Here is a 25,842-nt window from a genome sequence, read left to right as displayed (position 1 = left end):
CTAATCAGCAATGGGGTATAATCGGCATAGCCATTCTTTTGAACAATTTAAGGGAGGAACATTGTATTTTATGGCAATAGAAGTGGGCAGCAAATTAGAAGGAAGAGTGACCGGGATCACTCACTTTGGGGCATTTGTCGAGCTTGAACAAGGTGTCACCGGATTGGTGCATATCTCGGAGATTGCCGACAACTACGTGAAGGATGTCAACGACCATCTCAAACTGGAAGACAAGGTTCTGGTCAAGGTCATCAACGTGGACAAGGACGGGAAAATCGGCTTATCCATCAAGCAGACGATTGAAAAGCCCGCTGAACCTGCTCGCCCTGAAAGACAAGGCAATGGCAAGTTCGACTCCCCTCGTTCCGGAGATCGTGGCGGATTCAGTAACCGTGGAGACCGCGGCGGACGCGGTGGCGGCTTCCGTAACGTACCCGGCAAATTGTCTTTCGAAGACAAGATGAACCGTTTCCTCAAGGACAGTGAAGAGCGTATTTCTTCGCTGAAGAAGCAGGACTCCAAGCGTGGTGGACGTGGCGGACGCCGCGACTAATTGTTCCTAGCTCTACTATTTACACAAATCTACAACCACATTCCGTTTCGGCGGATGTGGTTTTTTTGCGTCGATTAACATGCGCTTATTCGGGGAATCGACACAACCTTACCGCATATGCATCCCTTTTGCCGGTGACAGGCTCCTGCCGCTTCGGAACGGCTGTTCGGAAGGGGGCTGCCAGGCCCCCACAGGGTAGGCGTTTGCGCCGACCTGACAGCCCCCCCTTTTTTGTCGGAAATTTCTTAAACTCTAGTAACTCATTGTGACAAAATTTATGATAGAACCCACCTATAATAAACACCACTAAGAGAAATGGTGGTGTCTGAACATGGAAAAACGAAATGGTGCACTTTCCATCGGTCTGCAATGGGCAGGCGCGGTGCAGCGGACGAAGTCGGCAGCTCAGGGAAGAGTGGCGGAAAACAGGCTTATTCAATCGTTTGTAGCCAAGAAATGGTCTATCCTGCTCCTGCTGATGGCATTTCTGCTGGGGAGAGCTATGATCCTTGAGGAGCTTGCCCCGTTTTCGATAGCTTTTTTTGCGGTCATGTATTTCCAGCGCCGTGATTTGCTCCTGTGGACAGGCGTGTTTTTATTTGCCGGAAGCTTACTTGCCGTACAACCCCAGAGCGGGTTTATCCTGGCGGAGATGATCGTGTTCCTCCTCATCCAGAAAGGGTTGGAGAAATACGAGCGCTCGGATATCTCTCTGGCGCCGGTACTCGTCTTCATCACGACCCTGCTCGTGCAGATGTTCGCTCACCTGGTCAGCTCGGACCTCTCCTGGTATTCCTTGACGATGACGGGAGTGGAATCGGTGTTGAGTCTGGTGCTCACGCTTATTTTTGTACAAGCGGTTCCCGTCTTCACGTTAACCCGCAAAAATTATCAGCTCAAGCACGAGGAGATCATTTGTCTGATCATTCTGCTGGCGTCCATGATGACCGGCACGGTGGGCTGGACGCTGGGACCGGTTACGGTTGAGCACGTTGTCTCCCGTTACCTGATTCTATTATTCGCACTGGTGGGCGGAGCGCCGTTCGGAGCCTCGGTCGGTGTGGTGACGGGACTTATCTTAAGCCTCGCCAATACAAATGCGATTTACCAGATGAGTCTGCTGGCCTTTTCGGGCATGCTGGCCGGCCTGCTGAAAGAAGGCAAACGGATGGCGGTAGCCTTCGGCATGCTGCTCGGTTCCTCGATCCTCTCTATTTATATCGGGACACAGGGGGAAGTCATGAACTCCACCTGGGAATCCGTTGCGGCGGTAGCGCTTTTCCTGCTCACACCCAAGAGTGTTCTTCAGACACTGGCCAAATACGTGCCGGGCACCCAGGAAAACCTCAAATCCCAGCAGGACTACGCCAAACGCGTCAGGGATATTACGGCCGGCCGGGTCGAGCAGTTTTCTCAGGTGTTTATGCAACTGGCCCGGAGCTTCAAGCAGCTTACGGTCGAGAGCCAGCCGGTTGCGAAAGAAGAGGAGATCAGCCATTTCATGGAGGCCGTCTCCTGCCAGACCTGCCAGATGTGCCCGAAGCGGGTCCGGTGCTGGGATCAGCGTTTCTATCAGACGTATCAGTTCATGACGAGCATGATGACGGAAATCGAGCTTAACCCGAATTTCTCACGGAAGCAGATTCCGATAGACTGGAAGCAGGCCTGTACGAAACCGGATCAGGTGCTGGATGTTATGAAAAATCAGTATGCGAAATATCAGAATGATATGCACTGGAAAAAGCAGATTTCGGACAGCCGTCAAATTGTGGCGGATCAATTAAGCGGTGTGTCCCAGGTCATGGAGGATTTGGCGAAGGAGATCAAGCGGGAGGGCCAGGAGCTGTTTCTCCAGGAAGAGCAGATTCGGCAGGCACTGGAGGATCTCGGGCTGTCCATACACAGCATTGATATTATTTCGCTGGACGAAGGCAACGTGGAGATCGAAATCATCCACCAATATACAAAAGGATTCGATGAATGCCGCAAAATCATAGCGCCTCTGTTAAGTGAAATTCTCGGAGAACATATAGCGGTGAAAAATGAAGAAATGCTCCCGAGGGGAGAAGGCTACAGCACGGTATTATTCGGCTCGGCCAAAGAATTCGAAGTGGAGACGGGGATTGCGGGAGCGGCCAAAGGCGGTGAACTGCTGTCCGGGGACAGCTTTTCCGTAGCGGAGCTGGGCAACGGCAAATTCGTTGTGGCGCTGAGCGACGGAATGGGCAATGGCGAGAGGGCCAGGGCGGAAAGCTCGGCTGCGCTTACTATTTTGCAGCAGCTGCTCCAATCGGGCATGGATGAGAAAATTGCAATCAAATCGGTTAACTCCGTTCTGCTTCTGCGTTCCTCGGACGAAGTGTATGCCACGGTGGATATGGCTCTGATTGATTTGTACAGCGCACAGACAACGTTCATGAAAATCGGTTCAATCCCGAGCTTTATCAAAAGAGGCAATGAAGTAATTCCGGTGATGGCTAATAATCTGCCGGTCGGCATCCTGCAGGACATTGAAGTGGACTTGCTATCGGTATCTCTTCAGCACGGCGACCTTCTGATTATGATGACCGACGGCATTTATGACGCACCCGGACATGCGGTCAACAAAGAAATGTGGATGAAGCGGGTGATTCAGGAAATCGACACGGATATTCCCCAGGATTTTGCCGATAGTCTGCTTGAACGCGTTATGCGGTGTCATCACGGGGAAATTATCGACGACATGACCGTGGTCGCGGCGCGTGTAGAGAAGCATCAACCGGAATGGGCGACATTCCGCTGGCCAGGCGTCAACCGGATCGAGCGGCCGAAGGTGGTGAGCTGAGAGTCGCGGTAGCGATAGAACTGTGATCTGCCAGTTTATGAATAGAAAAGAGGCGAATGCTGAAATTCGACAAGTGCCGACGTGCAGCGGAGTATCCTAGCGGGTGCCTCGCTGCTTTTTCTTGAAAAAAGATCCGGGCTAAGCCCGCCAGGCACCCCTGCGGCCCGTCAGGTTTACCGGCGCCTGATTTTTTCCGTCCCTATGATTAGAATCTCGCAGACTTGGCGAAACTAGTAAGAACATTCATAGGTTGGAGGCGGAAGAGATGAAACAGATCCTACTAATCACCGACGGCTGTTCGAACGTCGGAATCAGCCCGGCGGCCGCTGCGGCGGAAGCCCGAGCGGAAGGCATTACCGTCAACGTGATCGGTGTCGTTGACCAGGGCGAGCTCGGCCTGCTCGGCGCCGAGGAAATCCGCGAGATTGCGAAAGCCGGCGGCGGCATGAGCCGCATCGCAACCCCGCAGCAGCTGTCGCAGACCGTGCAGATGATGACGCGCAAGACCGTGACGCAGACGGTGCAGCAGGCGGTCAGCCGGGAGCTGCAGAGTATACTCGGCAGCGGGGACATGACCGAGCTTCCTCCTGCGCAGCGCTCCGAGGTCGTGCGCGTCATAGACGAGCTCGCGGAGAGCGGTTCCCTCCGCGTCGCGCTGCTGGTGGATGCCAGCGCCAGCATGAAGCCGAAGATGACAGCGGTGCGCGAGGCCATCTCCGATCTGCTGCTGAGTCTCAAGGCGCGAAGCGGAACAAGCGAGCTGGCGGTTTTTCATTTTCCGGGGCGGCATGACGGTGATCCTGATGTGGAAATGGATTCGGGCTGGACGTCAAATCTTGCAAATCTGGATAAGATGTTCTATAAATTAAACATGAAGGGCACCACCCCTACCGGACCGGCCATGCTGAAAGTGGCGGAGTACGTATCGGGTAAACCTATCTATTCAGACGATGAGGACGGGATGCTGCGTGACTACGTCGTATGAGCCCGCCCTGCCGCTCGGTACGACCCTCAAGGGGATATGGAACGGCAGAACTTATACGGTTGTGCGCGGGTTGGGTTCGGGAGCGAACGGCCAAGTGCTGCTTGTACGCAGAGGCGAGCGCCGGTATGCGATGAAGATCGGATACGATCCTCTCGACCATCAGTTCGAAGTAAACGCCCTGCTGTCCCTTTCCAAAACGGATACATCTTTCCGCAGATTTTTGCTGGATGCCGACGATGCGGAATTCGAGGGACGCCGCTTGTCGTTTTTTATCATGCCTTACATACAGGGCCTTTCTTTATCGAAATACATACGAACTTACGGCAAAGACTGGATTTACGTGATCGGATCGAATCTGCTTAAAAAGCTTACGGAGCTGCACCGGAGCGGGTATATCTATGGAGATCTGAAATCCGACAATCTCGTTCTTACGGAGCATGGAAGCGTGGAGCTGATAGATTTCGGCGGAATGACGGCCAAAGGACGTGCGGTTAAGCAGTTTACGGAGATTTTTGACCGCGGGTACTGGTGTGCGGGAGAACGGGTAGCGGAGGAGAGCTACGATTTGTTCTCGTTCGCCGTTCTGATCATCAAAACACTGGATGATCGCGACGCGTTCCGCCCTGCCCTGCAGGCGCTTCCCCAGAACCGCAATATCTCCATGCTTGAAGATATCGTTCAAAGCAGCGAGCGGATGAGAGGCATGGCCCCTTTTTTGCTGAAAGCTCTGAATAACCGGTTTGCTTCTTCCGAGGAAGCACTTGCCGTATGGAGGGAACAAGCGAAGAAGGCGCGCGGTATCAAAGTTCCGGCCGGACGAAAAGAAGCCCCCGGGATTGTTCTGTTTTTGACGATATCCTTGATTGTTTTGCTGGGCACGATCATTTACTTTTATCTGAACTGAAAAAAGGTAGAGACTTCTGCCCTTTCGTTACAAGGGCCTAAAAACAGGGTGCTGCAGCAGTTGGCGGAAAGCGGGGAAAGAATCATGGAAGGGAAGCGGCAGCCCAAGGAAGCTAACCATAGTGAGCCCGGCAGCAAAGGATTGGACCCGGGATTCCGGGTGCGTGCGGCCGTCGAGAGCCGTATTGTCGAAGAGAAGCTTCTGGAACCGGGCGATACCGTCGTTGTGGCCGTTTCGGGAGGACCGGATTCGGTTGCGCTTCTTCATTTGCTGTACGGGCTGTCGGGCACAAGAAATTGGCGCCTTATCGTGGCGCATGTCAATCACCGGTTTAGAGGGGAAGAGTCCGACCGTGAAGCGGCATTCGTCGCATCCTTTGCGGAGCGTCTCGGACTGCCCTGCGAGTCGGCTTTTATCGATGTGCCTGCTTATATAGAAGAAACAGCCATGAACTCTCAGGTTGCGGCGCGGCGGAAACGGTATGAGTTCCTTTTCGAGACGGCTGGCAAGTATGGTGCAAGCAAAATCGCGCTCGCCCATCACGCGGACGATCAGGCCGAGACGATTCTGATGCGGATTTTGCGGGGAACCGGGCCCGGAGGATTAACGGGAATACCCGAGCGGAGAAGTGAAAAAAAAGTGGAACTCGTCCGGCCTATGCTTCGTATATACAAGAAAGAGGTAATTAGTTATTGTGAATTCCTGGGGCTCGCATACTGCCGGGACAGCAGCAACGATTCGCGGAAGTATTTCCGGAACCGGATACGACTGGATGCGATGCCCTATTTGCGCCAATATAACGATCAGCTTCCGGAGTCCTTGAACCGGCTGGGTGAAATCATGACGGCAGAGAACGATTATATGGAACGTGAAGCTGACCGTGTATATGCTTCCGCCGTCAAGGCCGAGGCGGGTGCGGCGAGCTTGGACCGGGGTGATTTTGTTCACTTGCACGTCGCTTTACAAAGGCGTGTGATTAAACTAATATTAAATTATCTCGCTTTTCAAGAGGAAAACGTCGATTATGCAAGATTAGAGGCGATTCGTACGGCAATCGTGCAGGATAGTCCCTCCAATCTCACATGGCCAATCGACGGACGTATTGCCTTGATTCGTGAGTACGAACGTATCTGCTTTCGATCCGAGACATCAGCCAGGTCGGGGGATGCGGCTTTTTTGCATCAAGTGGACTTGCAGCAGCCGTTTCTGCCTATTCCGGAAGCCGGAATGACCTTCGTTTTCACGGCCGCGGAGCGGGATGGAATCGGCGGCGCCGATATTCCGGGAGCCTGCCCCAACGAGGCCTGGTTTGATCTTGATGCCCTTCGGATGCCGTTGTCGGTGAGAAACCGGCAAGCCGGGGACCGTTTGGACGTGTTTGGTTTAAACGGCACCAAAAAAGTAAAAGATATTCTCATGGATGCCAAAATACCGCCCAGCCGCAGAGACCGGCTTCCGCTGCTTATGGATGCAGAAGGAAGGGTTCTGTGGATACCGGGCGTTCGTCGTTCCCGCCATGCGCTTGTCGGACCGGGAACCGTACGTTGTTTGCACATCCGGATTGAGCCCCCGGTGACTGAGGGAAACGGCCTTGGAGAATGATTTGTCACAGTTTTCATATTATTAAGTAGGGGGAGCATCCTTGTTTAACGACATTCAAGAAGTTTTTTACTCGGAGGAACAAATTCAAGCTAAGGTACAGGAGCTTGGAGCGCAGATATCCAAAGACTTCGAAGGCCGCAATCCGCTTGTGATTTGTGTGCTTAAAGGAGCTTTTATTTTCATGGCGGACCTCGTGAAACAGGTTACGATTCCGCTTGAGCTTGACTTTATGGCGGTATCCAGCTACGGGCAATCGACCAAGTCGTCGGGAGTCGTCAAAATCATTAAAGATTTGGACGTATCCGTAGAAGGACGTCACGTACTGATCGTCGAAGATATTATTGACAGCGGTTTGACCCTGAGCTACCTCATTGACGTGCTTGAGAGAAGAAACGCCCAGTCCGTGTCTGTGGTTACTCTGTTCAACAAACCTGCCAGACGGTCCGTCGATCTGCAGCCCGATTATGCCGGTTTTGAAATTCCGGATGCGTTTATCGTTGGCTACGGGCTCGATTATGCCGAGAAATACCGCAATCTTCCTTACATCGGTGTTCTGAAACCCGAGATTTACTCTTCTTAAGAACACCCGGGTATGTCCCACGGCCGGCTTTGTTGTGATGCTAAGACATGCTGTGGTAAAATATAAAAAGTGTGTCGTTTGAGAGGAGGTAGCGGATGAATCGCTTTATCCGGAATACCGGTTTTTATTTATTGATTTTCCTGGTGACAGTCGGTATTGTGCATTTCATTAGTACGCAGAACGATCAAAAAGAAGCGATTACCTACAACCAGTTCCGGCAGGAATTAACGTCCAAGAACGTCGATAAGCTTCAAATTAAAGTCGACGGGGGCACGTACCTGATTAACGGGCATTACAAGAATCCTAAGGCGGCGGATAAATCTACATTCGTTACCCGTGGTCCCTTTGATTCAAGTGTAGTAGAGCTGATCGAAACAGCGGGGGTTCAAGAAGAGTATCTGAAAATGGAAGGCGACAGCGTTTGGATTTCTTTCCTGACGTCCATCATTCCGTTTGTGATCATCTTTGTCCTGTTCTTCTTCCTGATGAATCAGGCTCAGGGCGGCGGCGGCAAAGTCATGAATTTCGGCAAGAGCCGTGCACGCTTATATAATGAAGAGAAAAAGCGCGTCACGTTCGAAGACGTTGCCGGCGCGGATGAAGAGAAACAGGAATTGATCGAAGTCGTCGAATTCCTTAAAGATCCGCGTAAATTCTCTGCAGTAGGAGCCCGCATTCCGAAAGGCGTGCTTCTCAACGGTCCTCCGGGGACCGGTAAAACCCTGCTTGCCCGTGCAGTTGCGGGTGAAGCCGGAGTTCCGTTCTTCTCCATCTCCGGTTCCGACTTCGTGGAAATGTTCGTCGGTGTCGGTGCTTCCCGGGTACGGGATCTCTTCGAGAATGCGAAGAAGAACGCGCCTTGTATTATCTTTATCGACGAGATCGACGCCGTCGGCCGTCAGCGGGGCGCAGGCCTCGGGGGCGGACACGACGAGCGCGAGCAGACGCTCAACCAATTGCTCGTCGAGATGGACGGTTTCGGAGCGAATGAGGGAATCATTATCGTCGCGGCTACCAACCGTCCGGACATTTTGGACCCGGCGCTTCTTCGTCCGGGACGTTTCGACCGTCAGATTACGGTTGACCGTCCGGATGTGAAAGGCCGTGAAGCGGTCCTCAAGGTTCATGCGCGCAACAAGCCGCTGGCCAAAGACGTAAGATTGGACTCCATCGCGCGTTACACCACCGGTTTTACGGGTGCCGACTTGGAGAACCTTCTTAACGAAGCGGCGCTTATCGCAGCGCGCCGCAACCGTAAAGATATCTCGATGGCCGAGGTTGAAGAAGCTTTCGACCGTGTTATCGTAGGTACGCAGAAGAAGAGCCGCGTAATCAGCGAACGCGAGAAACGTACGGTAGCTTACCATGAATCCGGTCACGCTATCATCGGGTACTATGCCGAGAATGCGGACATGGTTCACAAGGTGACGATCGTTCCCCGCGGCCGTGCAGGCGGTTACGTGATGATGCTTCCTAAAGAAGGCGAAGACCGGATGATGCAGACCAAGAACGAACTGCTCGACAAAGTCACCGGACTTCTTGGCGGTCGCGTTGCCGAAGAAATCTTTATCGGCGAGATCGCAACGGGAGCATACAGCGACTTCCAGAAAGCGACCGGAATCGTTCGCAAGATGGTCATGGAATTCGGTATGAGCGACAAGCTCGGACCGATGCAGTTCGGCAGCAGCCAAGGCCAAGTATTCCTGGGCCGCGATATCGGTCATGAGCAGAATTATAGTGATGCGATCGCTTATGAAATCGATCAGGAGATGCAGCTGATCATCCGGGAGTGCTACGACCGGGCGAAGCAGATCCTGAATACTCATAAGGACAAAGTTCATCTTGTCGCTCAAACGCTTCTCGAAAGAGAAACGCTCGATAAGGAACAGATTGTGGAGCTTCTTGAGAAGGGTCAAATTTCGGGCAATGAGGAAATAAAAGTTACGATCCAAGCACAGGATGACAGCGTAAAGCCGGAACCTACACCTGAAATCGAACTGAAAACCGAAACGCCTGAACGGACCAAACTCAATCCGGATAAACCGGATGATGAAGGCAACAACCAGGCATAGCCGAAAGAACTGAGCATACAACCGGATGTCCCCGCGGACATCCGGTTTTTTCATTTTAGCGGCCGGATTTGCGGATTGACACGTCTAAGCATGTTGTGTAAATTTAGTTGTGATACTTGAAATGCCTTTTACAAAGAGTTCACAGAGTGAGAAGGCGATCGCCATAGCTTTTGAACATAGGGCGTGCCGCTTCATATAAGGAGGATGCATTCATGGAGGCATTGGCTCTCGAAAGAAAAGCCGAGCAGAACAGACTGCTGAAAGAGCGAATTTTAGAGCTTAAGAAAGAACGCAATGCCATTATTCTCGCTCATTACTACCAGCGTGACGAGATTCAGGAAGTCGCCGATTTCCGCGGGGATTCATTTCTTTTGGCTCAGAAAGCCGCTGAAACCGATGCAGATGTTATCGTTTTTTGCGGAGTACACTTTATGGGGGAAAGCGCTAAAATTCTCGCTCCTACCAAGACGGTGATTATTCCCGACGAACGAGCCGGCTGCCCAATGGCCGACATGGTGAACGTGGAAGGATTGCGGGCTTTGAAGAAAGAGCATCCCAATGCGAAGGTTGTCGCCTACATCAATACGTCAGCGGAAGTGAAGTCGGAAACGGATATCTGCTGTACCTCCGCGAATGCAAGAAAAGTCATCGAATCCATCGATGCCGAAGAGATTATCTGGGTACCGGATAAAAATTTAGGCGACTATGTATCAAAATTCACAAACAAAAAAATGATCATCTGGGAAGGCTACTGCAACACCCATGATATGCTGACCGTCAAAGATGTCGAAGAAATGAAGGCAGCGCATCCCCATGCTCAATTCGTGGTTCATCCGGAATGCCGTCCGGAGGTCGTCAAGCTCGGAGATTTTGTAGGCAGCACGACGGCCATTATCAAATACTGTCGTGAATCCGATTGCCAGGAGTTTATCGTCGGAACGGAAGACGGCACCGGTTACCAGCTCCGTTTAGACAGCCCTGATAAAACTTTTCATTTTGCCACGAAATATCTGGTATGCCCGAATATGAAAGTAAACAACTTGAAAAAAGTCGTCCGGTGTCTGGAAACCATGCAGCCTGAAATCTATGTAGCACCGGAAGTGGCTGATAAAGCAAAGCTTTCCTTAGAGCGCATGTTACAAGTTAAGTAGCATGCGCTACTCTCTTTGTTGAAGGCACGGGTGAACCGCCATGATACCTAGATACTTAACGGATACGGATTTGACCGCCATTCCGCATTATAAAACCGATGTAATCATTATCGGCGCAGGGATTGCGGGTTTATTTACGGCCCTGCAGGCGAGCGCTTCTCAACGTGTGCTTTTGATTACAAAGAAATCGCTTCTGGACAGCAACACCCGGTATGCCCAAGGTGGGATTGCCGCGGTGATTTCCGATGAAGATTCGCCTGAGTATCATCTGCAGGATACACTTGTCGCGGGTGCGGACTTGTGTTCGCGAGAGGCTGTGGACGTACTGGTTCATGAAGGACCGGAGGGCGTACAGGACCTGATCCGGATGGGAACGCAGTTTGATTTGGAAAACGGAGAAATCGCTTTGACCAAAGAGGGCGCTCACAGCCAGCGGAGAATTCTCCATGCGAACGGGGATGCAACTGGCGCTGAAATTGTGAGGGCGCTTTCCGAAAAAACCAAGCAAAACCCGTCCATTGAAATTTGGGACGATCATATCGTTATCGACTTGATTACGGTCGATGGCGAGTGCCAGGGTGCCCTAGTTCAAAAGCCTGATGGACAGCGCGTATATGTCCAGGGCAACGCAACCGTGCTTTGCACAGGCGGGGCGGGTCAGTTGTTCCGCTACACGACCAATCCGGACGTGGCGACCGGAGACGGAGTGGCGATCGCTTACCGTGCCGGGGCGGATATACGTGATATGGAATTTATCCAATTCCACCCGACCGTGCTTGTTTATCCGGGAGCGCCGCGTTTTCTTATTTCGGAGGCTGTCCGCGGTGAAGGCGCTTATTTGCGCAACATCAAAGGGGAACGGTTTATGGAAAAATACCATTTCCAGCTAGAGCTTGCCCCCCGCGATATAGTAGCCCGCGCGATTGTCAGCGAAATCGAGGAAACGGGCTCCAGTTTTATCTATCTGGATATTACCCATGAGCCGGAACAGATGATCCGGCACCGGTTCCCTACCATCTATGAAACTTGTCTGTCATTCGGTCTGGACCTAACAAGCGACTGGATTCCCGTCGCCCCTGCCGCCCATTATATGATGGGTGGGGTAAAGACCGACTTGCATGGGGAAACCAACATTAACAGGCTGTTTGCCTGCGGTGAAGTGTCCTCTACGGGTGTACACGGAGCCAACCGGCTCGCGAGCAATTCTTTATCCGAAGCGATTGTCTTCGGACGCCGGATTGTTGAACGCGTCCGGTCGCTTGCTCCCCTTCTGCATCAGGTGCCGCAGACAGGTGGAGAGAAGGCCGTCCGTACGGAACTGCCGAAGCAGGCGATGGTAGAGAAGAAATTGAAGCTGCAGAAAATCATGGTTCGTTATGCGGGAGTCCGCCGAGATGCAGCCGGGCTTCAGCGGGGACTCGACGAACTTAAACGGCATCTGCCGTCCTTTGACTCATGCCTTACCCGCAGGGAAGATTATGAATTTGCTAATTTGCTGACCTGCGCGCTGCTGACGGCCGAAGCCGCGCTGCGTCGCGAAGAAAGCCGCGGCGGTCATTACCGGGAAGATTTTCCGCAGCGCAGGGACGAGCAGTGGCTTAAACATACCGTATTCAACCGTGAATGTGGTCTGACGGAGGAGTGGATACTTAATGATGGAATTAAACTTTAAACAATTACGGCAGAACATCAAGCTGTGGCTTGACGAAGATATCGGCACGGGTGATGTGACCACGATGTACACCATCCCCGCGGACCAGCAGAGCAAAGGGATCATTCATCTGAAAGAATCCGGAATCGTGGCCGGGCTGCGCGTAGCGGAGGAAGTATTTGCAGAAGTGGACGAGAATCTGGTTTTCTCATCCCAGGTGAAAGAAGGGGAATTTGTCTCCAAGGGGACGGTAATTGCCGTCGTGACGGGAAACACCCGAAGCATCCTGAAGGGAGAACGGCTTGCTCTCAATCTTCTCCAGCGGATGTCCGGTATTGCCACGCGTACGCGTCAATATGTGAACGCGCTGGAAGGTCTTCCTACCCGGCTCGTCGATACACGGAAGACGACACCGGGGCACCGGATGCTCGAGAAATACGCCGTACGAGTCGGCGGCGGATTCAATCATCGCTACGGTCTATACGATGCCGTCATGATCAAAGACAACCACATCAAAGGCTCGGGCAGCATCACGGCGGCTGTCCGCGCGGCCCGTTCGAGAATCCCTCATACGATGAAAATCGAAGTAGAAGTCGAGAACTTCGAACAGTTGGACGAAGCCATTGCGGTTGGCGCCGATATCATTATGCTGGACAATATGAAAGCGGCCGATATGGCCAAAGCCGTTTCCATCGTAAAAAGCCAGGCCCCGCATGTATTGGTGGAGGGCTCCGGTTCCGTTACGCTGGAAACGATCAAATCACTGGCGGAAACAGGGGTACACGTTATTTCCGTCGGAAGACTGACCTACTCCGTGTCTGCGCTTGATATCAGTCTGGATCTTAACGAGCAGAAAGGAGTTTCCTTGTGATTTTAGTCGTAGACGTTGGCAACACCAATATAGTCCTGGGTATTTACCAGGGTACCGAACTGCTTCATCATTGGCGGCTCAGCACGAATCGATCTGCGACCGTAGACGAATACGGGATGATGTTCCACAACCTCTTTAAACATGCCGGCATTGAAGTCCAGCAGATTGAAGGGGTCATTATTTCATCCGTTGTACCGCCTCTGATGTTTGCGCTGGAACACCTTTGTTTAAAATATGTGAAGAGAACGCCGCTTGTTGTCGGACCCGGCATCAAGACGGGGCTCAACATCCGGGTCGATAATCCGAAGGAAGTGGGGGCGGACCGAATCGTCAATGCCGTGGCTGCGCTTGAGCTGTATGGCTCTCCGTGCATCATTGTTGATTTCGGTACGGCGACCACGTACGATTATATAGACAAGGCCGGGCAGCTTATCGGCTGTGCGATTGCGCCCGGCATTGGAATTTCAACAGAGGCTCTGTATCAGCGGGCGGCCAAACTGCCACGTATCGAACTGATCAAGCCCAAGAGCGTTATCGGGCGCAACACGATATCGTCCATGCAGGCCGGAATCATTTTCGGCTACGTCGGCCAGGTAGACGGAATCGTGGACAGGGTCAAGCAGGAATTCGGCATTGCGCCTAAGGTTATCGCGACCGGAGGACATGCCGAGTTGATTGCAAGCGAATCCCGCACCATCGATGTCGTCGATCCGATGCTGACGCTGGAAGGCCTGCGCTTCATTTATACCAAAAATGCAAAGCAGGAATAGCTTACAAGAAACGGGGTAACGTGATGAGTGATTATTTAATCCGCGGAACTGCGCTGGAAGGGAGAGTCCGGGCGTTTGCCGTCCTGACGACCTCCATTACCGAAGAACTCCGCCAACGGCACCATACAACGCCGACTGCCACGGCCGCCCTGGGAAGAACGGCCGCAGCCGGTCTGATGATGGGCGCTATGATGAAGGGTGAAGAAAAGCTGACCCTGCAGGTCAAAGGTGGCGGACCTATCGGTTCTATTGTCGTTGACGCCAATTCCAAAGGCGAGGTGCGCGGATATGTAGACGATCCGAGTGTAGACCTGCCATTGAACGCCAAGGGGAAACTCGATGTGGCAGGCGCAGTCGGAACGGACGGCTTTTTATATGTAACGAAGGATCTCGGGCTCAAAGAAAATTACCGCGGCAGCATCCCGATCGTCTCCGGAGAACTGGCCGAGGATTTTACGTATTATTTCGCCAAATCCGAACAGACGCCTTCGGCTGTAGCTCTAGGTGTGCTTGTTGACGTCGACCGGACGGTCAAAGTTTCCGGAGGCTTCATTATTCAGCTTCTGCCGGGCTTAACGGACGATGAAATCACCGACATCGAAAAGACGCTGGCACAGATTCCGCCGATTACAACCTTGCTGGATCGCGGTTTATCGCTTGAAGATGTACTGAAAGAGGTTCTGCCTTCTGTGGAGATTATGGAACGGTCGGCCGTATCTTTCCAATGCAAATGTTCCCGTGAAAGAGTGGAGCAGACGATCATCAGCTTGGGCCGGGATGAGCTGCAATCCTTAATCGATGAAGACGGACGCGCGGAAGTCGTCTGCCATTTCTGCAACGAGGCTTACCAGTTTGAACGTGAAGAGCTGCAGACTATGTTGGATTCCATCAACAAGTAACAAATCGAGGGAGAGAGCATGCACAATGTAAAAGTGTTGTGGGGAGCTATCCTCGCTTTGTCGATAGGAGTCATTGTTCTCTTGTCGCTATATTTGTCGGATACGGGATTAGGGAAGAAGCCGGTGGCAGGCGGACGTTCTGGGGATACTCCTGCCGACGGTCACGTTGTGGCCCGGATCACGGGTCGTGAATTTACACAAGGCGAATTGACGGAGAAGTTGACCAAACACTATGGTGCCGAAATGCTCAATCAAATGCTGGACCGCGAGACACTCCGGCTGGAAGCCAAGGAGCAGGGAGCGGACATCGGCGAAGCGGAAATCAGCCGCGAGCTGGAGCGGATGCAGCAGGGCTACGAAAACGAACAAAACTTTTACGACTCGATGAAAGAACAGCTTGGAATGAGCAAGGAGGACGTCAGAGAAGACGTTCTCTATAAACTTTTGCTCGAAAAACTTGCGACGCATAACGTCGAGATAGCAGACGACCGGATTACGAAATACATACAGGCGCATTCTGAAGAATTCAAGCAGACCGCTCAAATTCACCTCCACAAAATGGTCGTGTCCACTCTGGATCAGGCTAAAAAGGCGACGGCCGCCTATAAGGGCGGGGAGAGCTTCGCAACTTTGGCGAGGGACCGTTCTCTGGACGATTCCGGGAGCCAGGGGGGAGATCTGGGCTGGATGGAGGAGGACGATCCGTTCCAGCCGGCCGAAATCATGAAGGCGGCCCGTAAATTAGGGGTCGGCCAATTGAGCGCGCCAATCAAGAGCGCGGGAGGATATGCCCTGATTTTAATAACGGAGAAAAGAATGAATACCGGTCCCGACGAAGCGGCTATCCGGGAGAGTGTACGGAAACAGCTCGCCCTGCAGGAAGCGCCTCCTCTTAACGAGTATTTGCTGTCCCTCCGCCAAAAATGGAAAGCGACCATTGCCGACCCGGGATTAAACCCGAATTTTTAGAGAATTGTAAGGTGTTGACAAGGGTCTTAGGCACTGATAATATAGGATTATAATACCAACCTAATAACTCGGATATAAATCCTTTTTTTTCAAACCTGGGAGGGTGACACGAATGGCTAAATTGGTGGAAAGCATTACACAGTTAATCGGGAATACTCCGCTCGTAAAATTAAACCGGGTCGTTCCGGAAGATAGCGCGGAAATCTACGTAAAACTCGAGTTCCAGAACCCGGGAGCAAGTGTAAAAGACCGGATTGCCATCAGCATGATCGAAACCGCTGAACAGGAAGGCAAGCTGAAACCGGGCGACACGATCGTAGAGCCGACGAGCGGCAACACGGGGATCGGTCTGGCTATGGTAGCGGCAGCGAAAGGATACCGTGCGATTCTGGTCATGCCGGAAACGATGAGCATGGAGCGCCGCAATCTGCTGCGCGCTTATGGTGCGGAGCTTGTTCTGACACCGGGAGCCGAAGGCATGAAGGGCGCAATCCGCAAAGCGGAAGAGCTTCAAGCGGAGAACCCTGGCTATTTTATTCCTCAGCAGTTTAAAAACCAGGCTAACGTTAAAATTCACCGTGAAACGACAGGTCCGGAAATTGTCGAAGCCATCAAAGGCCATGACGGCAAGCTGGATGCTTTTATCGCCGGTATCGGAACAGGCGGAACGATCACTGGTGCGGGTGAAGTGCTTCGCGAGAACTTCCCGGGCATCAAAATCGTTGCGGTAGAGCCAAGCGCTTCGCCGGTTCTGTCGGGCGGCAAACCGGGCCCGCATAAGATCCAGGGTATCGGTGCGGGCTTTGTACCGGACATTTTGAACACGGAAATCTATGATCAGATCATTCCGGTCGATAACGAGGATGCTTTCGAAACTTCGCGCCGCGTTGCCCGTCAAGAAGGAATTCTGGGCGGTATTTCTTCCGGTGCGGCGATCTTCGCTGCCCTTAAAGTTGCCAAAGAACTCGGACCCGGCAAACGTGTCATTGCCGTAATCCCAAGCAATGGCGAGCGTTACTTGAGCACCCCGCTTTACCAATTCGACGAATAGAACCGGATCATAACCGGAACACTTCGAAAGTCTTCAGCAGATCGTGCTGGAGGCTTTTTATTTTGAGCCAATTCAAGTATACTAAGGGACAAATCCGGCGGAAATGTAACCGCTGGGACCGTTTTTACACGGTGCTTCAACAACTTTGTTGGCGTATGTGTCTTCGGTATTCGAACAGACGGATTACGGCTTGAAACAAACGGAATTTGTAGAAAAAGCACATTCGTACACCGCATGAGTATAGAGCAGAATGAGGAGCTGGCTGCATGTCTGCGACAACAATAACGTTAACCAATTTGGTTGACTGGACGGAATGGGCGAAAGCAGGCGCCTATACCTCCGTTCCTTATATAACAAGCATCCCGTGGACGGAAGAAATCAGCACATGGGAGTATGCATGGAAGGCGGCGGGTACACACGCATTCGTGCTGGAGAGCGGCAGAGGGGGCCGGTACACCTTCCTCGGGCTGCACCCGGTTGCGGCGATAAACGGCAGTTCGGAAACGGCTGAAGCCGCAGAGAGGGACGGAACCGTCCCGCACGGCTGGCGTTCCGTTCCTGTGCAGGGCGCCCCCTTGGATGCCGTCAAGCGATGGATGGCTCCCTGGCGCTCTCCAAATGTAGCGGGTGCCCCCAAATTTACGGGCGGCTGCGTAGGCTTTTGGAGCTACGATGTCGTACGGAGCATGGAGAAGCTGCCGGAGCTGGCGGAAGACGACCTTCCGCTGCCGGACTACAGCTTCGCCCGCTACGACGAGGTCTGGATCTTCGACCGCGAGGAAGGCAGGCTCTACGCGGCCGTGCATACCCCGCTGCCGGCGGAGCCTTCCGCCTCCGACCTCTCCCGGCTCTACCAGGCCGCCGTTCAGCGTTCGGAGAGCATGCTCCGGCTCTGGCACGGGCTGGCCGGGGACGCCGAGGCCGGCGCAAGACGCCTCCGGCGCGAAGCGGAGTGGCAGGCGCTTGTGAGCGCCGGCGAAGACACCACGCTGGAGGCGGAAGCGGCGGAAGGCGCCAGCCGGGCCTTCCCGCGGGAATCCTTCATCCGCGCCGTCGAGCGGATTCAGGCTTACATCGGGCAGGGAGATGTTTTCCAGGTGAATTTGTCGGTCCGCCAAAGCAGACCGCTCCAAACATCGCCCGAGCAGATCTACGAAGCGCTGCGCATCGTGAACCCGTCGCCCTATATGGGGCTGATGAGGTTCCCCGGCTTCACGCTTGTGTCCGGATCGCCCGAGCTGCTGGTCCAGCTCGAGGGCAGGCACCTGCGCACCCGGCCCATCGCGGGCACGCGTCCCAGAGGCCGCACGCCGGAAGAGGACGCCCGGCTTGCGGAAGAGCTTCTATCCAACGAGAAGGAACGTGCGGAGCACGTGATGCTCGTGGATCTGGAGCGCAACGACCTTGGGCGGATCGCCCGGTACGGCTCCGTCAAGGTCGATGAGTTTTTCGTGATCGAGCGGTACTCTCACGTGATGCACCTCGTCTCGGAGGTTACCGGCGAGCTGCGGGAAGGTCTGGACGCTTTCGACGTCATTGCGGCCGCATTCCCGGGAGGAACAATCACCGGGGCGCCGAAAATCCGGACGATGGAGATCATTGAAGAACTGGAGCCGGTCCGGCGCGGCCCGTATACAGGATCGATGGGATGGATTGACTACAACGGCAATATGGAATTTAATATACTTATACGAACGCTCGTCGCGGCCGGAGGCAGCGGATATATTCAGGCGGGTGCGGGAATTGTGATCGATTCCGTGCCGGACCGTGAATACGAAGAGGCCCTGAACAAAGCGAGGGCGTTATGGAAAGCGATTCAGTTTAGCGAGCACAGCATGAGCCGAGCAGGGACAGAAGTCCTGTAGAAGAGTAGAGGAGGAAGACAAGCATGATTCTTGTCATTGATAATTACGATTCGTTTACGTACAATCTGGTTCAATATCTGGGTGAATTAGGGCAGGAAATCGTCGTGAAACGCAACGATGCCATTGATCTCTCGGGTATTGAGGAGCTTTCGCCGGATCATATTCTGATTTCTCCGGGACCCTGCACCCCGAACGAAGCGGGCATCAGTCTCGGCGTGATCCGTCATTTCAAAGGCCGCATCCCTATTCTCGGCGTCTGTCTCGGCCATCAGGCCATTGGTCAGGCTTTCGGTGGAGACGTTGTCCGGGCAGGCAAGCTGATGCACGGTAAAACTTCTCCGATTCACCATGACGGCAAAACGATTTTCGAAGGTATCCCATCTCCTTACACGGCAACGCGCTATCACTCCCTTATCGTCCGCAAAGAAACACTGCCGGATTGTCTGGAAATCAGCGCCACTTCGGACGAAGGAGAAATTATGGCGCTCCGTCATAAAGAATATCCGATCGAGGGTGTACAGTTTCATCCCGAGTCCATCATTACGGACCACGGCCTGACTCTGCTCCGCAATTTCCTGGGTCAACCCGTATCGGCGGGAACCGGAGCGTAAATGAAGATTTGGATGAACGGGAATCTGGTAGAAGAAAAAGAAGCGGTCGTTTCTATTTACGACCACGGATTTTTATATGGCATGGGGCTGTTCGAGACGTTTCGCACGTACAACGGACACCCTTTTTTACTTCGAGAGCATATGGAGCGAATCTGCGGAGGCTGTGCGGAACTGGGCATTCCGTTTCATACGGACGAGACCGGGATGAGAGGCAGAGTGGCGGAGCTTCTTGAGGCTAACGGTCTGGAAGACGCCTATTTCCGGTATGCCGTTTCGGCCGGTGTGGACATGCTCGGTTTGCCGGGCGGCGCTTTTTACGAAAATCCCAGCGAGATTATCTATATCAAAAGTCTTCCGCACCGTAACGGGGATCAGCCTGCCTCACGTTCCCTTCAGCTTCTGAGTCTAAGGAGAAATACGCCGGAAAGCGGACGCAGGCATAAGTCTTTTCATTACATGAACAACATCCTTGCCAAAAGAGAAATGATGAACTATCCGTGGGCGCATGGAGCGGAGGGACTTTTTCTTACGGATAACGGCGGATATGTAGCCGAAGGAATCGTCAGCAATATTTTCTGGACCCGAGGAGCTGTGTGTTTCACTCCTTCTTTGACAACGGGCATTCTTCCCGGCATTACGCGGGCTTTTGTTCTTAAGCTTGCAGAAAAGGAAGGTCTGGAAATAAGAGAGGGTTTATTTCCTTGGAGCGAGCTGTGCGAGGCCGACGAAATTTTTATGACGAATTCCGTTCAGGAAATCGTTTCCGTAAATGAACTGTTTGATGAATGGGGCGGCTCGATAAACATATCACGGGGAACGGCCGGACCTGTTACGAGCCGCCTGGCTCAGTTGTATCGGGAATACACGAGATTACTTTAGCCTTAGGAAGTGACTTTTGGAATGATTCGAACGTTTGCAGCGGGAGAGACAAGTTTTGAACTCGGACGACGGACTCTCATTATGGGAATTCTGAACGTCACGCCGGATTCTTTCTCGGACGGAGGCTCTTATTCCACTGTGGAGCATGCGGTAAAACATGCGCTGAGCATGGTGGAAGAAGGCGCCGATATGATTGACATCGGTGGAGAGTCGACCCGTCCGGGACACGCGCCGGTTTCGCTCCAGGAGGAATTGGAACGGGTTGTACCTGTTATCCGCGAGCTGGTCCGGCACGTCCAGGTTCCGATTTCGGTAGACACTTACAAAGCCGAGGTCGCCAGGCAGGCGATCGAGGCGGGCGCCCATATCATCAACGATGTATGGGGATTCAAAGCGGACCCCGGGATGGCCGGCGTGGCCGCCCAAGCAGGCTGTCCGGTTATTCTCATGCATAACCGCCCGGAGGCCTTATATACGGATTTTCTGCCGGAAGTTTTGCAGGATCTCCAGGAAAGCATTGATCTCGCTTTGAGCGCGGGTGTGGAGAAGACCAATATCATCCTCGACCCCGGTATCGGATTCGCCAAAAGCTACGAGCAGAACTTGTGGCTGATGAACCGGCTGAAGGCTATTGCGGAACTGGGGTATCCCGTCCTGCTCGGAACTTCCCGCAAGAGCATGATCCGCACGACGCTCGGACTGCCGCCCGATGATGTCGTTGAAGGGACGGCGGCCACAACGGCACTCGGGATCGCGCAGGGCTGCGATATTATCCGTGTACACGATGTGCAGGCAATGAAGCGGGTAGCGGTCATGACGGACGCAATCGTTCGCGGACCCGGGAGTATGTAGAGCCTGAGTCCGATCGGTTAGCCTTCGGGAATTCCGGCCGGGCAGTTTTGCACCTATTATGTTTTTGAGGCTTGAGGAGGAAGACGTGTAATGGACAAACTTATACTGACACGCATGGAGTTTTACGGGTATCACGGCGTTTTCGCCGAAGAAAATAAATTGGGACAGCGGTTTTATGTGGATGCCGAGCTGCACATGCCGCTGGACAAACCCGGCCGTACCGACAACATAGAAGATGCCATCAACTATGCGGAGGCTTATGCCGTTATTAAAGAGGTCGTGGAGAAAAGAACCTTCAAATTGATCGAGGCTCTGGCAGAGCAGGTTGCATCCTCCCTTCTTGAAACTTATACTAGTATCGAAGAAGTGACGGTGCGGGTAATCAAACCTCATCCGCCTTTCGATATTCACTTTGAGGGCGCGACAGTCGAGATAAGCCGGAAGCGGGCGCAACTATGAGTCCTGCCGACTTCACGACCGCGTATATCGCGCTTGGCTCCAACATCGGAGACCGGGAGCGGTACCTAGCCGAAGCGCTTAAGAAACTGGACGAACATCCGCACATTCAAGTGCTGGCCTGTTCGGCCATTTATGAGACGGATCCGGTCGGGTATGTGGACCAGGATGCCTTTTTAAACATGGCTGCAGCGGTTCATACTAGCCTTTCTCCGGAAGAGCTGCTTGCGGTCATGCAGAACATCGAGCAAGTGCTGGGCAGAGTCCGAGACATTCGCTTCGGTCCCCGAACGATTGACTTGGATTTGCTGCTTTACGGGGAGCGAGAGATCCGCACGCCGGATTTGATTGTCCCTCATCCCCGCATGCAGGAGCGAGCGTTTGTGTTAGTCCCCTTGGCAGATCTTTTTTCCCATATACCGAACACATCGTTTGCATCCATAGAGAAACAGTTGGCTAAACTGGATGGAAAGGAAGGCGTTATGTTGTGGAAAAAAATGCAGTGGCCCAGCGAATCCGGGCATTCCGCAAGCTAAAAGGATACACCCAGAACCAACTCGCCGAACTGCTTGGCGTTTCAATAGCCGTTCTTGGTTCTATCGAACGGGGAACACGTAAACCGGACACCCGGATGATCCAGAAAATATCCAATGCCCTAGGCATTGAACCGGAGGAGCTTCTTCCACCCTCCGGCAAATAGGAGGAAAACACATGTTAAAAATAGGCGACGTCGTCGCCCCGAATAACGTTGTACTGGCACCGATGGCCGGCGTATGCAATCCCGCTTTCCGTCTGATCGCCAGAGAATTCGGATGCGGCCTGGTCTGCGCTGAAATGGTCAGCGACAAAGCGATTGTTCACGGCAACTCCCGTACGATGGAGATGCTCTACGTGGACGACCGCGAGAAGCCGCTCAGCCTGCAAATCTTTGGCGGCGATACCGAAACGCTTGTGCAAGCGGCTAAATATGTCGATGCCAACACGAATGCCGATATTATCGATATCAACATGGGCTGTCCCGTTCCCAAAATCACGAAATGCGACGCGGGGGCACGCTGGCTGCTCGATCCTTCGAGAATCGAAGAAATGGTTCGGACGGTAGTGGGTTCCGTGAATAAGCCCGTTACGGTCAAAATGCGGATCGGCTGGGACTCCGAACATATTTACGCGATCGAGAACGCCAAAGCTGTCGAGCGCGGCGGCGGTGCCGCCGTAAGCGTGCATGGCCGTACGCGTGAACAGCTCTATACCGGCAAAGCGGACTGGAACATCATCCGCGACGTCAAGCAGTCCGTTTCCATTCCTGTTATCGGTAACGGGGATGTCGTAACGCCGGAAGACGCCAAGCGGATGATCGATGAAACCGGTGTAGACGGCGTCATGATCGGCCGCGGCGCGCTGGGCAACCCCTGGATGCTGTATCGCACTGTACAGTATCTGACCAAAGGCGAGCTGCCTCCGGAACCGGAAGCCGAAGAGAAAATGCGAATCGCTACCCTTCATATGGACCGTCTGATCAAGCTCAAAGGCGAAAACGTGGCCATCAAGGAAATGCGCAAGCATATGGCGTGGTATCTCAAAGGCATGAAAGGCGCAGCCCGTCTGAAGGACGCCATTATGGAACAGACGACCCGGGACGGCATGGTCCGTATCCTGGACGAATATGCGAGTTCTTTCGACAATATGTCCGATAATCAGGAAGAACAGCCTGCTTTGCACTAAGTAAAGGGGGCGCTGGGTTACATTGACAATTGCAATTGGTTGCCCTATAATCAGGCAATAAGTTGCATCTTTACGTTAAGTTTTTTGAAAAAATGAGTGAATTCGTATAGCATTTCCTTGAATTTACACGACGGGAGATAGGTTTGTATGAGTGAAAAAGAAGTGCTCCTTACCCAGGAAGGCCTCAGAAAACTTGAGGAAGAACTCGAACATTTGAAATCGGTTAAACGCCGCGAGGTGGCCGAACGGATTAAAGTAGCCATCGGCTATGGGGATATCAGCGAGAACTCCGAGTACGAGGATGCGAAGAACGAGCAGGCTTTTATTGAAGGCCGCGTCATTACCTTGGAGAAAATGCTCCGCAACGCCCGTATCGTCAATCTGGACGAAGTTGACATCAATACAGTCAACGTGGGTTCTATCGTGACGCTCAAAGATCTCGAATTCGGTGATCTTGTCGAGTATACGATTGTCGGCACAGCCGAATCCGATCCTTTTCTGAATAAAATCTCGAATGAAAGTCCTGTCGGCAAAGCGATCCTTGGCAAGCAGAAGGGCGCTAAAGTCGATGTGACTGTTCCGGCCGGCGTTATCCAATACGAAATCATGGACATCAAAAAATAAAACCGCTCTCTCGGATCACCATCCGAAGCGGCGATTGCAGGAAAAGCTTCCTTTGGAAGCTTTTTTCGCGTAAAATAGACCGTATAATTAAGGGCAGTCCGCATAATAAGCGCTGTTTTTCTCCTCTTGGGAACATCATCGGGAGCGGGAAGGGCATGCTAAAGGCTTCGCAAACCGGAGCTATAACATATAGGAGTTGAAAGCATGAGTCAGGAACTCGAGTTAAACGAATTGCTACAAATTCGCCGCGACAAACTGGACGAGCTGCGTGGTCTGGGCGTAGATCCATTCGGCGATAAATATGTACGGACGCACACGGCCAAACAAATTTTGGACGCTTACGAGGAAACGCCTAAGGAAGAGCTGGAGCAGCAGACTGTTGAAGTCAGCATTGCCGGACGTATCATGCAAAAGCGTGCTATGGGTAAAGCAAGCTTCGCCCATCTTCAGGATATCACGGGCAAAATTCAAATATACGTACGTCAGGATGCGCTTGGCGACACGAAATACAGCGCCTTTGATCTGTTGGATATCGGCGATATGGTGGGCGTGAAAGGTACCGTTTTCAAAACCAAAACCGGCGAAACCTCCATCAAGGTAAAAGAGCTGGAGGTGCTGACTAAATCGCTTCTTCCTCTGCCCGAGAAATATCACGGCCTCAAGGATGTCGAAACCCGTTACCGCCAGCGTTACGTCGATCTGATCATGAACCAGGAAGTGAAGGAAACCTTTATTCTGCGTTCAAGAATCATCCAATCCATGCGCCGTTATCTGGACGGCCTCGGCTATCTGGAAGTGGAAACCCCGACTCTGCACGCTATTGCGGGAGGCGCGGCCGCACGGCCTTTTATAACGCATCACAACGCGCTCGATATGCAGCTTTACATGCGTATTGCTATTGAGCTGCACCTGAAACGCCTGATTGTAGGCGGCTTAGAGAAAGTATACGAAATCGGGCGTGTTTACCGTAACGAGGGTATTTCCACCCGTCATAACCCCGAATTCACCATGATTGAGCTGTATGAGGCTTATGCGGACTACAAAGATATTATGGCGCTGACGGAGAATATGGTCGCCCATATCGCACAGGAAGTACTGGGAACGACTACGGTTCAGTATCAAGGACATGAAGTAAACCTTGCGCCTTCTTGGAAACGGATCTCTATGGTAGATGCGATTAAAGAAGTGGTTGGCGTTGACTTCAGCGTACACATGAGCAATGAAGAAGCCCAGCGTCTGGCAAAAGAACACAAGGTTAAGGTCGAGCCTCATATGACTTTCGGCCACATCGTGAACCAATTCTTCGAAACGTTTGTGGAAGAAACGCTTATTCAGCCTACGTTTATTTACGGGCACCCGCTTGAAATTTCGCCGCTTGCGAAGAAGAATCCGGAAGACCCGCGTTTCACGGACCGCTTCGAGCTCTTTATCGTGGCCCGTGAACACGCCAACGCCTTCACGGAGCTGAATGATCCGATCGACCAGCGTCAGCGTTTCGAAGCGCAGCTGCTGGAGCGCGAACACGGCAACGACGAGGCCCATGAAATGGACGATGACTTCATTCGTGCGCTTGAATACGGCATGCCTCCGACAGGTGGGCTGGGCATCGGTATTGACCGTTTGGTTATGCTGCTTACCAATGCTCCGTCTATCCGCGACGTGTTGTTATTCCCTCATATGCGCGAGCGTCAGGGAGAATAGATATATACGTAAAAAGGCGCCGATGTGGCGCCTTTTTAAATTTTTTGTGCTTGTCCAAAATTTGTGCTTGCATTCTTTTTGTCAGCGTGGTATCTTATTTAAGTCGCCTCTGAAACACGGTGCCGACAACGAGGCTGACAAGCCGAGATTGTCCTTTGAAAACTGAACAACGAGTGATTGAAGCGTCTCGAGAAATCGAGACATTAATGAGAAGAAATTCTCGTCAGCAACGAATTTTTGAGCTTAATCA

The 25,842-nt window shown here is 52.8% G+C and carries 24 protein-coding genes; all 24 read left to right on the top strand.

Annotated features, from left to right (window positions below; all coding sequences use genetic code 11):
• Nucleotides 1–70: 70 nt before the first annotated feature.
• The 24 genes from AC58P5_RS26730 to lysS all read left to right on the top strand — a co-directional run bounded on the left by AC58P5_RS26730 (nt 71) and on the right by lysS (nt 25,592).
• Complete coding sequence (locus tag AC58P5_RS26730; RefSeq protein ID WP_497392015.1) at nt 71–553, top strand: S1 domain-containing RNA-binding protein; 483 nt, start codon at nt 71–73, stop codon at nt 551–553.
• Nucleotides 554–884: 331 nt separating this feature from the next.
• Nucleotides 885–3,377 carry a stage II sporulation protein E gene (gene spoIIE, locus AC58P5_RS26725; RefSeq protein ID WP_497392014.1) on the top strand — a complete coding sequence of 831 codons (2,493 nt, stop codon included), beginning with the start codon at nt 885–887 and terminating at the stop codon, nt 3,375–3,377.
• A 265-nt stretch (nt 3,378–3,642) separates the two neighbouring features.
• Nucleotides 3,643–4,362 carry a vWA domain-containing protein gene (locus AC58P5_RS26720; protein WP_497392013.1) on the top strand — a complete coding sequence of 240 codons (720 nt, stop codon included), beginning with the start codon at nt 3,643–3,645 and terminating at the stop codon, nt 4,360–4,362.
• On the top strand, nt 4,346–5,266 hold the full coding sequence (locus AC58P5_RS26715) for a protein kinase domain-containing protein (RefSeq protein WP_497392012.1): 921 nt from the start codon (nt 4,346–4,348) through the stop codon (nt 5,264–5,266). Before AC58P5_RS26720 ends, AC58P5_RS26715 begins: the two co-directional genes overlap by 17 nt.
• A gap of 84 nt (nt 5,267–5,350) precedes the next feature.
• On the top strand, nt 5,351–6,868 hold the full coding sequence (gene tilS, locus AC58P5_RS26710; RefSeq protein ID WP_497392010.1) for a tRNA lysidine(34) synthetase TilS: 1,518 nt from the start codon (nt 5,351–5,353) through the stop codon (nt 6,866–6,868).
• A gap of 40 nt (nt 6,869–6,908) precedes the next feature.
• Entirely contained in the window at nt 6,909–7,448 is a 540-nt protein-coding gene (hpt, locus tag AC58P5_RS26705) for a hypoxanthine phosphoribosyltransferase (RefSeq protein WP_009671909.1), read from the top strand.
• 95 nt (nt 7,449–7,543) lie between these two features.
• Entirely contained in the window at nt 7,544–9,520 is a 1,977-nt protein-coding gene (ftsH, locus tag AC58P5_RS26700; protein WP_497392008.1) for an ATP-dependent zinc metalloprotease FtsH, read from the top strand.
• 212 nt (nt 9,521–9,732) lie between these two features.
• Nucleotides 9,733–10,671, top strand: coding sequence for a quinolinate synthase NadA (nadA, locus tag AC58P5_RS26695; RefSeq protein ID WP_497392007.1), 939 nt, complete (start codon nt 9,733–9,735; stop codon nt 10,669–10,671).
• Nucleotides 10,672–10,711: 40 nt separating this feature from the next.
• A complete protein-coding gene (gene nadB / locus AC58P5_RS26690) occupies nt 10,712–12,343 on the top strand; it encodes an L-aspartate oxidase (RefSeq protein ID WP_497392006.1) in 1,632 nt (543 codons plus the stop codon).
• Nucleotides 12,324–13,193, top strand: a complete 870-nt coding sequence (nadC, locus tag AC58P5_RS26685; protein ID WP_497392005.1) for a carboxylating nicotinate-nucleotide diphosphorylase — start codon at nt 12,324–12,326, stop codon at nt 13,191–13,193. Before nadB ends, nadC begins: the two co-directional genes overlap by 20 nt.
• A complete protein-coding gene (locus AC58P5_RS26680; RefSeq protein WP_497392004.1) occupies nt 13,190–13,963 on the top strand; it encodes a type III pantothenate kinase in 774 nt (257 codons plus the stop codon). Before nadC ends, AC58P5_RS26680 begins: the two co-directional genes overlap by 4 nt.
• A gap of 23 nt (nt 13,964–13,986) precedes the next feature.
• The gene (hslO, locus tag AC58P5_RS26675; protein ID WP_497392003.1) at nt 13,987–14,862 is read left to right on the top strand and encodes an Hsp33 family molecular chaperone HslO; all 876 of its coding nucleotides are present in this window, start codon (nt 13,987–13,989) and stop codon (nt 14,860–14,862) included.
• Between the two features lie 18 nt (nt 14,863–14,880).
• Nucleotides 14,881–15,831 carry a peptidylprolyl isomerase gene (locus tag AC58P5_RS26670; RefSeq protein WP_497392002.1) on the top strand — a complete coding sequence of 317 codons (951 nt, stop codon included), beginning with the start codon at nt 14,881–14,883 and terminating at the stop codon, nt 15,829–15,831.
• A gap of 112 nt (nt 15,832–15,943) precedes the next feature.
• Entirely contained in the window at nt 15,944–16,882 is a 939-nt protein-coding gene (gene cysK, locus AC58P5_RS26665; RefSeq protein WP_497392001.1) for a cysteine synthase A, read from the top strand.
• A gap of 266 nt (nt 16,883–17,148) precedes the next feature.
• Nucleotides 17,149–18,747, top strand: a complete 1,599-nt coding sequence (locus tag AC58P5_RS26660) for an anthranilate synthase component I family protein (protein ID WP_497392000.1) — start codon at nt 17,149–17,151, stop codon at nt 18,745–18,747.
• 23 nt (nt 18,748–18,770) lie between these two features.
• Nucleotides 18,771–19,358 carry an aminodeoxychorismate/anthranilate synthase component II gene (gene pabA, locus AC58P5_RS26655; protein ID WP_497391998.1) on the top strand — a complete coding sequence of 196 codons (588 nt, stop codon included), beginning with the start codon at nt 18,771–18,773 and terminating at the stop codon, nt 19,356–19,358.
• Nucleotides 19,359–20,237 carry an aminodeoxychorismate lyase gene (pabC, locus tag AC58P5_RS26650; protein WP_497391997.1) on the top strand — a complete coding sequence of 293 codons (879 nt, stop codon included), beginning with the start codon at nt 19,359–19,361 and terminating at the stop codon, nt 20,235–20,237.
• A gap of 21 nt (nt 20,238–20,258) precedes the next feature.
• Complete coding sequence (gene folP / locus AC58P5_RS26645; RefSeq protein ID WP_497391996.1) at nt 20,259–21,089, top strand: dihydropteroate synthase; 831 nt, start codon at nt 20,259–20,261, stop codon at nt 21,087–21,089.
• Between the two features lie 90 nt (nt 21,090–21,179).
• Nucleotides 21,180–21,548 carry a dihydroneopterin aldolase gene (gene folB, locus AC58P5_RS26640; protein WP_497391995.1) on the top strand — a complete coding sequence of 123 codons (369 nt, stop codon included), beginning with the start codon at nt 21,180–21,182 and terminating at the stop codon, nt 21,546–21,548.
• Nucleotides 21,545–22,081, top strand: a complete 537-nt coding sequence (gene folK / locus AC58P5_RS26635) for a 2-amino-4-hydroxy-6-hydroxymethyldihydropteridine diphosphokinase (protein WP_497391994.1) — start codon at nt 21,545–21,547, stop codon at nt 22,079–22,081. Before folB ends, folK begins: the two co-directional genes overlap by 4 nt.
• A complete protein-coding gene (locus tag AC58P5_RS26630; protein WP_009671865.1) occupies nt 22,033–22,245 on the top strand; it encodes a helix-turn-helix domain-containing protein in 213 nt (70 codons plus the stop codon). The genes folK and AC58P5_RS26630 overlap by 49 nt, the downstream gene beginning before the upstream one ends.
• Nucleotides 22,246–22,256: 11 nt before the next feature.
• Nucleotides 22,257–23,267: a tRNA dihydrouridine synthase DusB gene (dusB, locus tag AC58P5_RS26625; protein ID WP_497391993.1), complete on the top strand. Its 1,011-nt coding sequence runs from the start codon at nt 22,257–22,259 to the stop codon at nt 23,265–23,267.
• 147 nt (nt 23,268–23,414) lie between these two features.
• Nucleotides 23,415–23,891 carry a transcription elongation factor GreA gene (greA, locus tag AC58P5_RS26620; protein WP_497391992.1) on the top strand — a complete coding sequence of 159 codons (477 nt, stop codon included), beginning with the start codon at nt 23,415–23,417 and terminating at the stop codon, nt 23,889–23,891.
• Nucleotides 23,892–24,095: 204 nt separating this feature from the next.
• A complete protein-coding gene (gene lysS, locus AC58P5_RS26615) occupies nt 24,096–25,592 on the top strand; it encodes a lysine--tRNA ligase (RefSeq protein ID WP_497391991.1) in 1,497 nt (498 codons plus the stop codon).
• The last annotated feature ends 250 nt before the right edge of the window (nt 25,593–25,842 follow it).

This window comes from Paenibacillus sp. JT31N7, from assembly GCF_059692095.1.
This window is presented reverse-complemented; position numbering and strand designations above follow the sequence as displayed.

Excerpts from the sequence above, each read along its gene's own strand:
- spoIIE (WP_497392014.1), top strand. The coding sequence starts at position 885 with ATGGAAAAACGAAATGGTGCACTTTCCATCGGTCTGCAATGGGCAGGC.
- greA (WP_497391992.1), top strand. The coding sequence starts at position 23,415 with ATGAGTGAAAAAGAAGTGCTCCTTACCCAGGAAGGCCTCAGAAAACTT.
- nadC (WP_497392005.1), top strand. The coding sequence starts at position 12,324 with ATGATGGAATTAAACTTTAAACAATTACGGCAGAACATCAAGCTGTGG.
- AC58P5_RS26730 (WP_497392015.1), top strand. The coding sequence starts at position 71 with ATGGCAATAGAAGTGGGCAGCAAATTAGAAGGAAGAGTGACCGGGATC.
- AC58P5_RS26660 (WP_497392000.1), top strand. The coding sequence starts at position 17,149 with ATGTCTGCGACAACAATAACGTTAACCAATTTGGTTGACTGGACGGAA.
- nadA (WP_497392007.1), top strand. The coding sequence starts at position 9,733 with ATGGAGGCATTGGCTCTCGAAAGAAAAGCCGAGCAGAACAGACTGCTG.
- pabC (WP_497391997.1), top strand. The coding sequence starts at position 19,359 with ATGAAGATTTGGATGAACGGGAATCTGGTAGAAGAAAAAGAAGCGGTC.
- lysS (WP_497391991.1), top strand. The coding sequence starts at position 24,096 with ATGAGTCAGGAACTCGAGTTAAACGAATTGCTACAAATTCGCCGCGAC.
- folB (WP_497391995.1), top strand. The coding sequence starts at position 21,180 with ATGGACAAACTTATACTGACACGCATGGAGTTTTACGGGTATCACGGC.
- AC58P5_RS26720 (WP_497392013.1), top strand. The coding sequence starts at position 3,643 with ATGAAACAGATCCTACTAATCACCGACGGCTGTTCGAACGTCGGAATC.
- dusB (WP_497391993.1), top strand. The coding sequence starts at position 22,257 with ATGTTAAAAATAGGCGACGTCGTCGCCCCGAATAACGTTGTACTGGCA.
- hslO (WP_497392003.1), top strand. The coding sequence starts at position 13,987 with ATGAGTGATTATTTAATCCGCGGAACTGCGCTGGAAGGGAGAGTCCGG.
- cysK (WP_497392001.1), top strand. The coding sequence starts at position 15,944 with ATGGCTAAATTGGTGGAAAGCATTACACAGTTAATCGGGAATACTCCG.
- ftsH (WP_497392008.1), top strand. The coding sequence starts at position 7,544 with ATGAATCGCTTTATCCGGAATACCGGTTTTTATTTATTGATTTTCCTG.
- folP (WP_497391996.1), top strand. The coding sequence starts at position 20,259 with ATGATTCGAACGTTTGCAGCGGGAGAGACAAGTTTTGAACTCGGACGA.
- nadB (WP_497392006.1), top strand. The coding sequence starts at position 10,712 with ATGATACCTAGATACTTAACGGATACGGATTTGACCGCCATTCCGCAT.
- folK (WP_497391994.1), top strand. The coding sequence starts at position 21,545 with ATGAGTCCTGCCGACTTCACGACCGCGTATATCGCGCTTGGCTCCAAC.
- AC58P5_RS26670 (WP_497392002.1), top strand. The coding sequence starts at position 14,881 with ATGCACAATGTAAAAGTGTTGTGGGGAGCTATCCTCGCTTTGTCGATA.
- tilS (WP_497392010.1), top strand. The coding sequence starts at position 5,351 with ATGGAAGGGAAGCGGCAGCCCAAGGAAGCTAACCATAGTGAGCCCGGC.
- pabA (WP_497391998.1), top strand. The coding sequence starts at position 18,771 with ATGATTCTTGTCATTGATAATTACGATTCGTTTACGTACAATCTGGTT.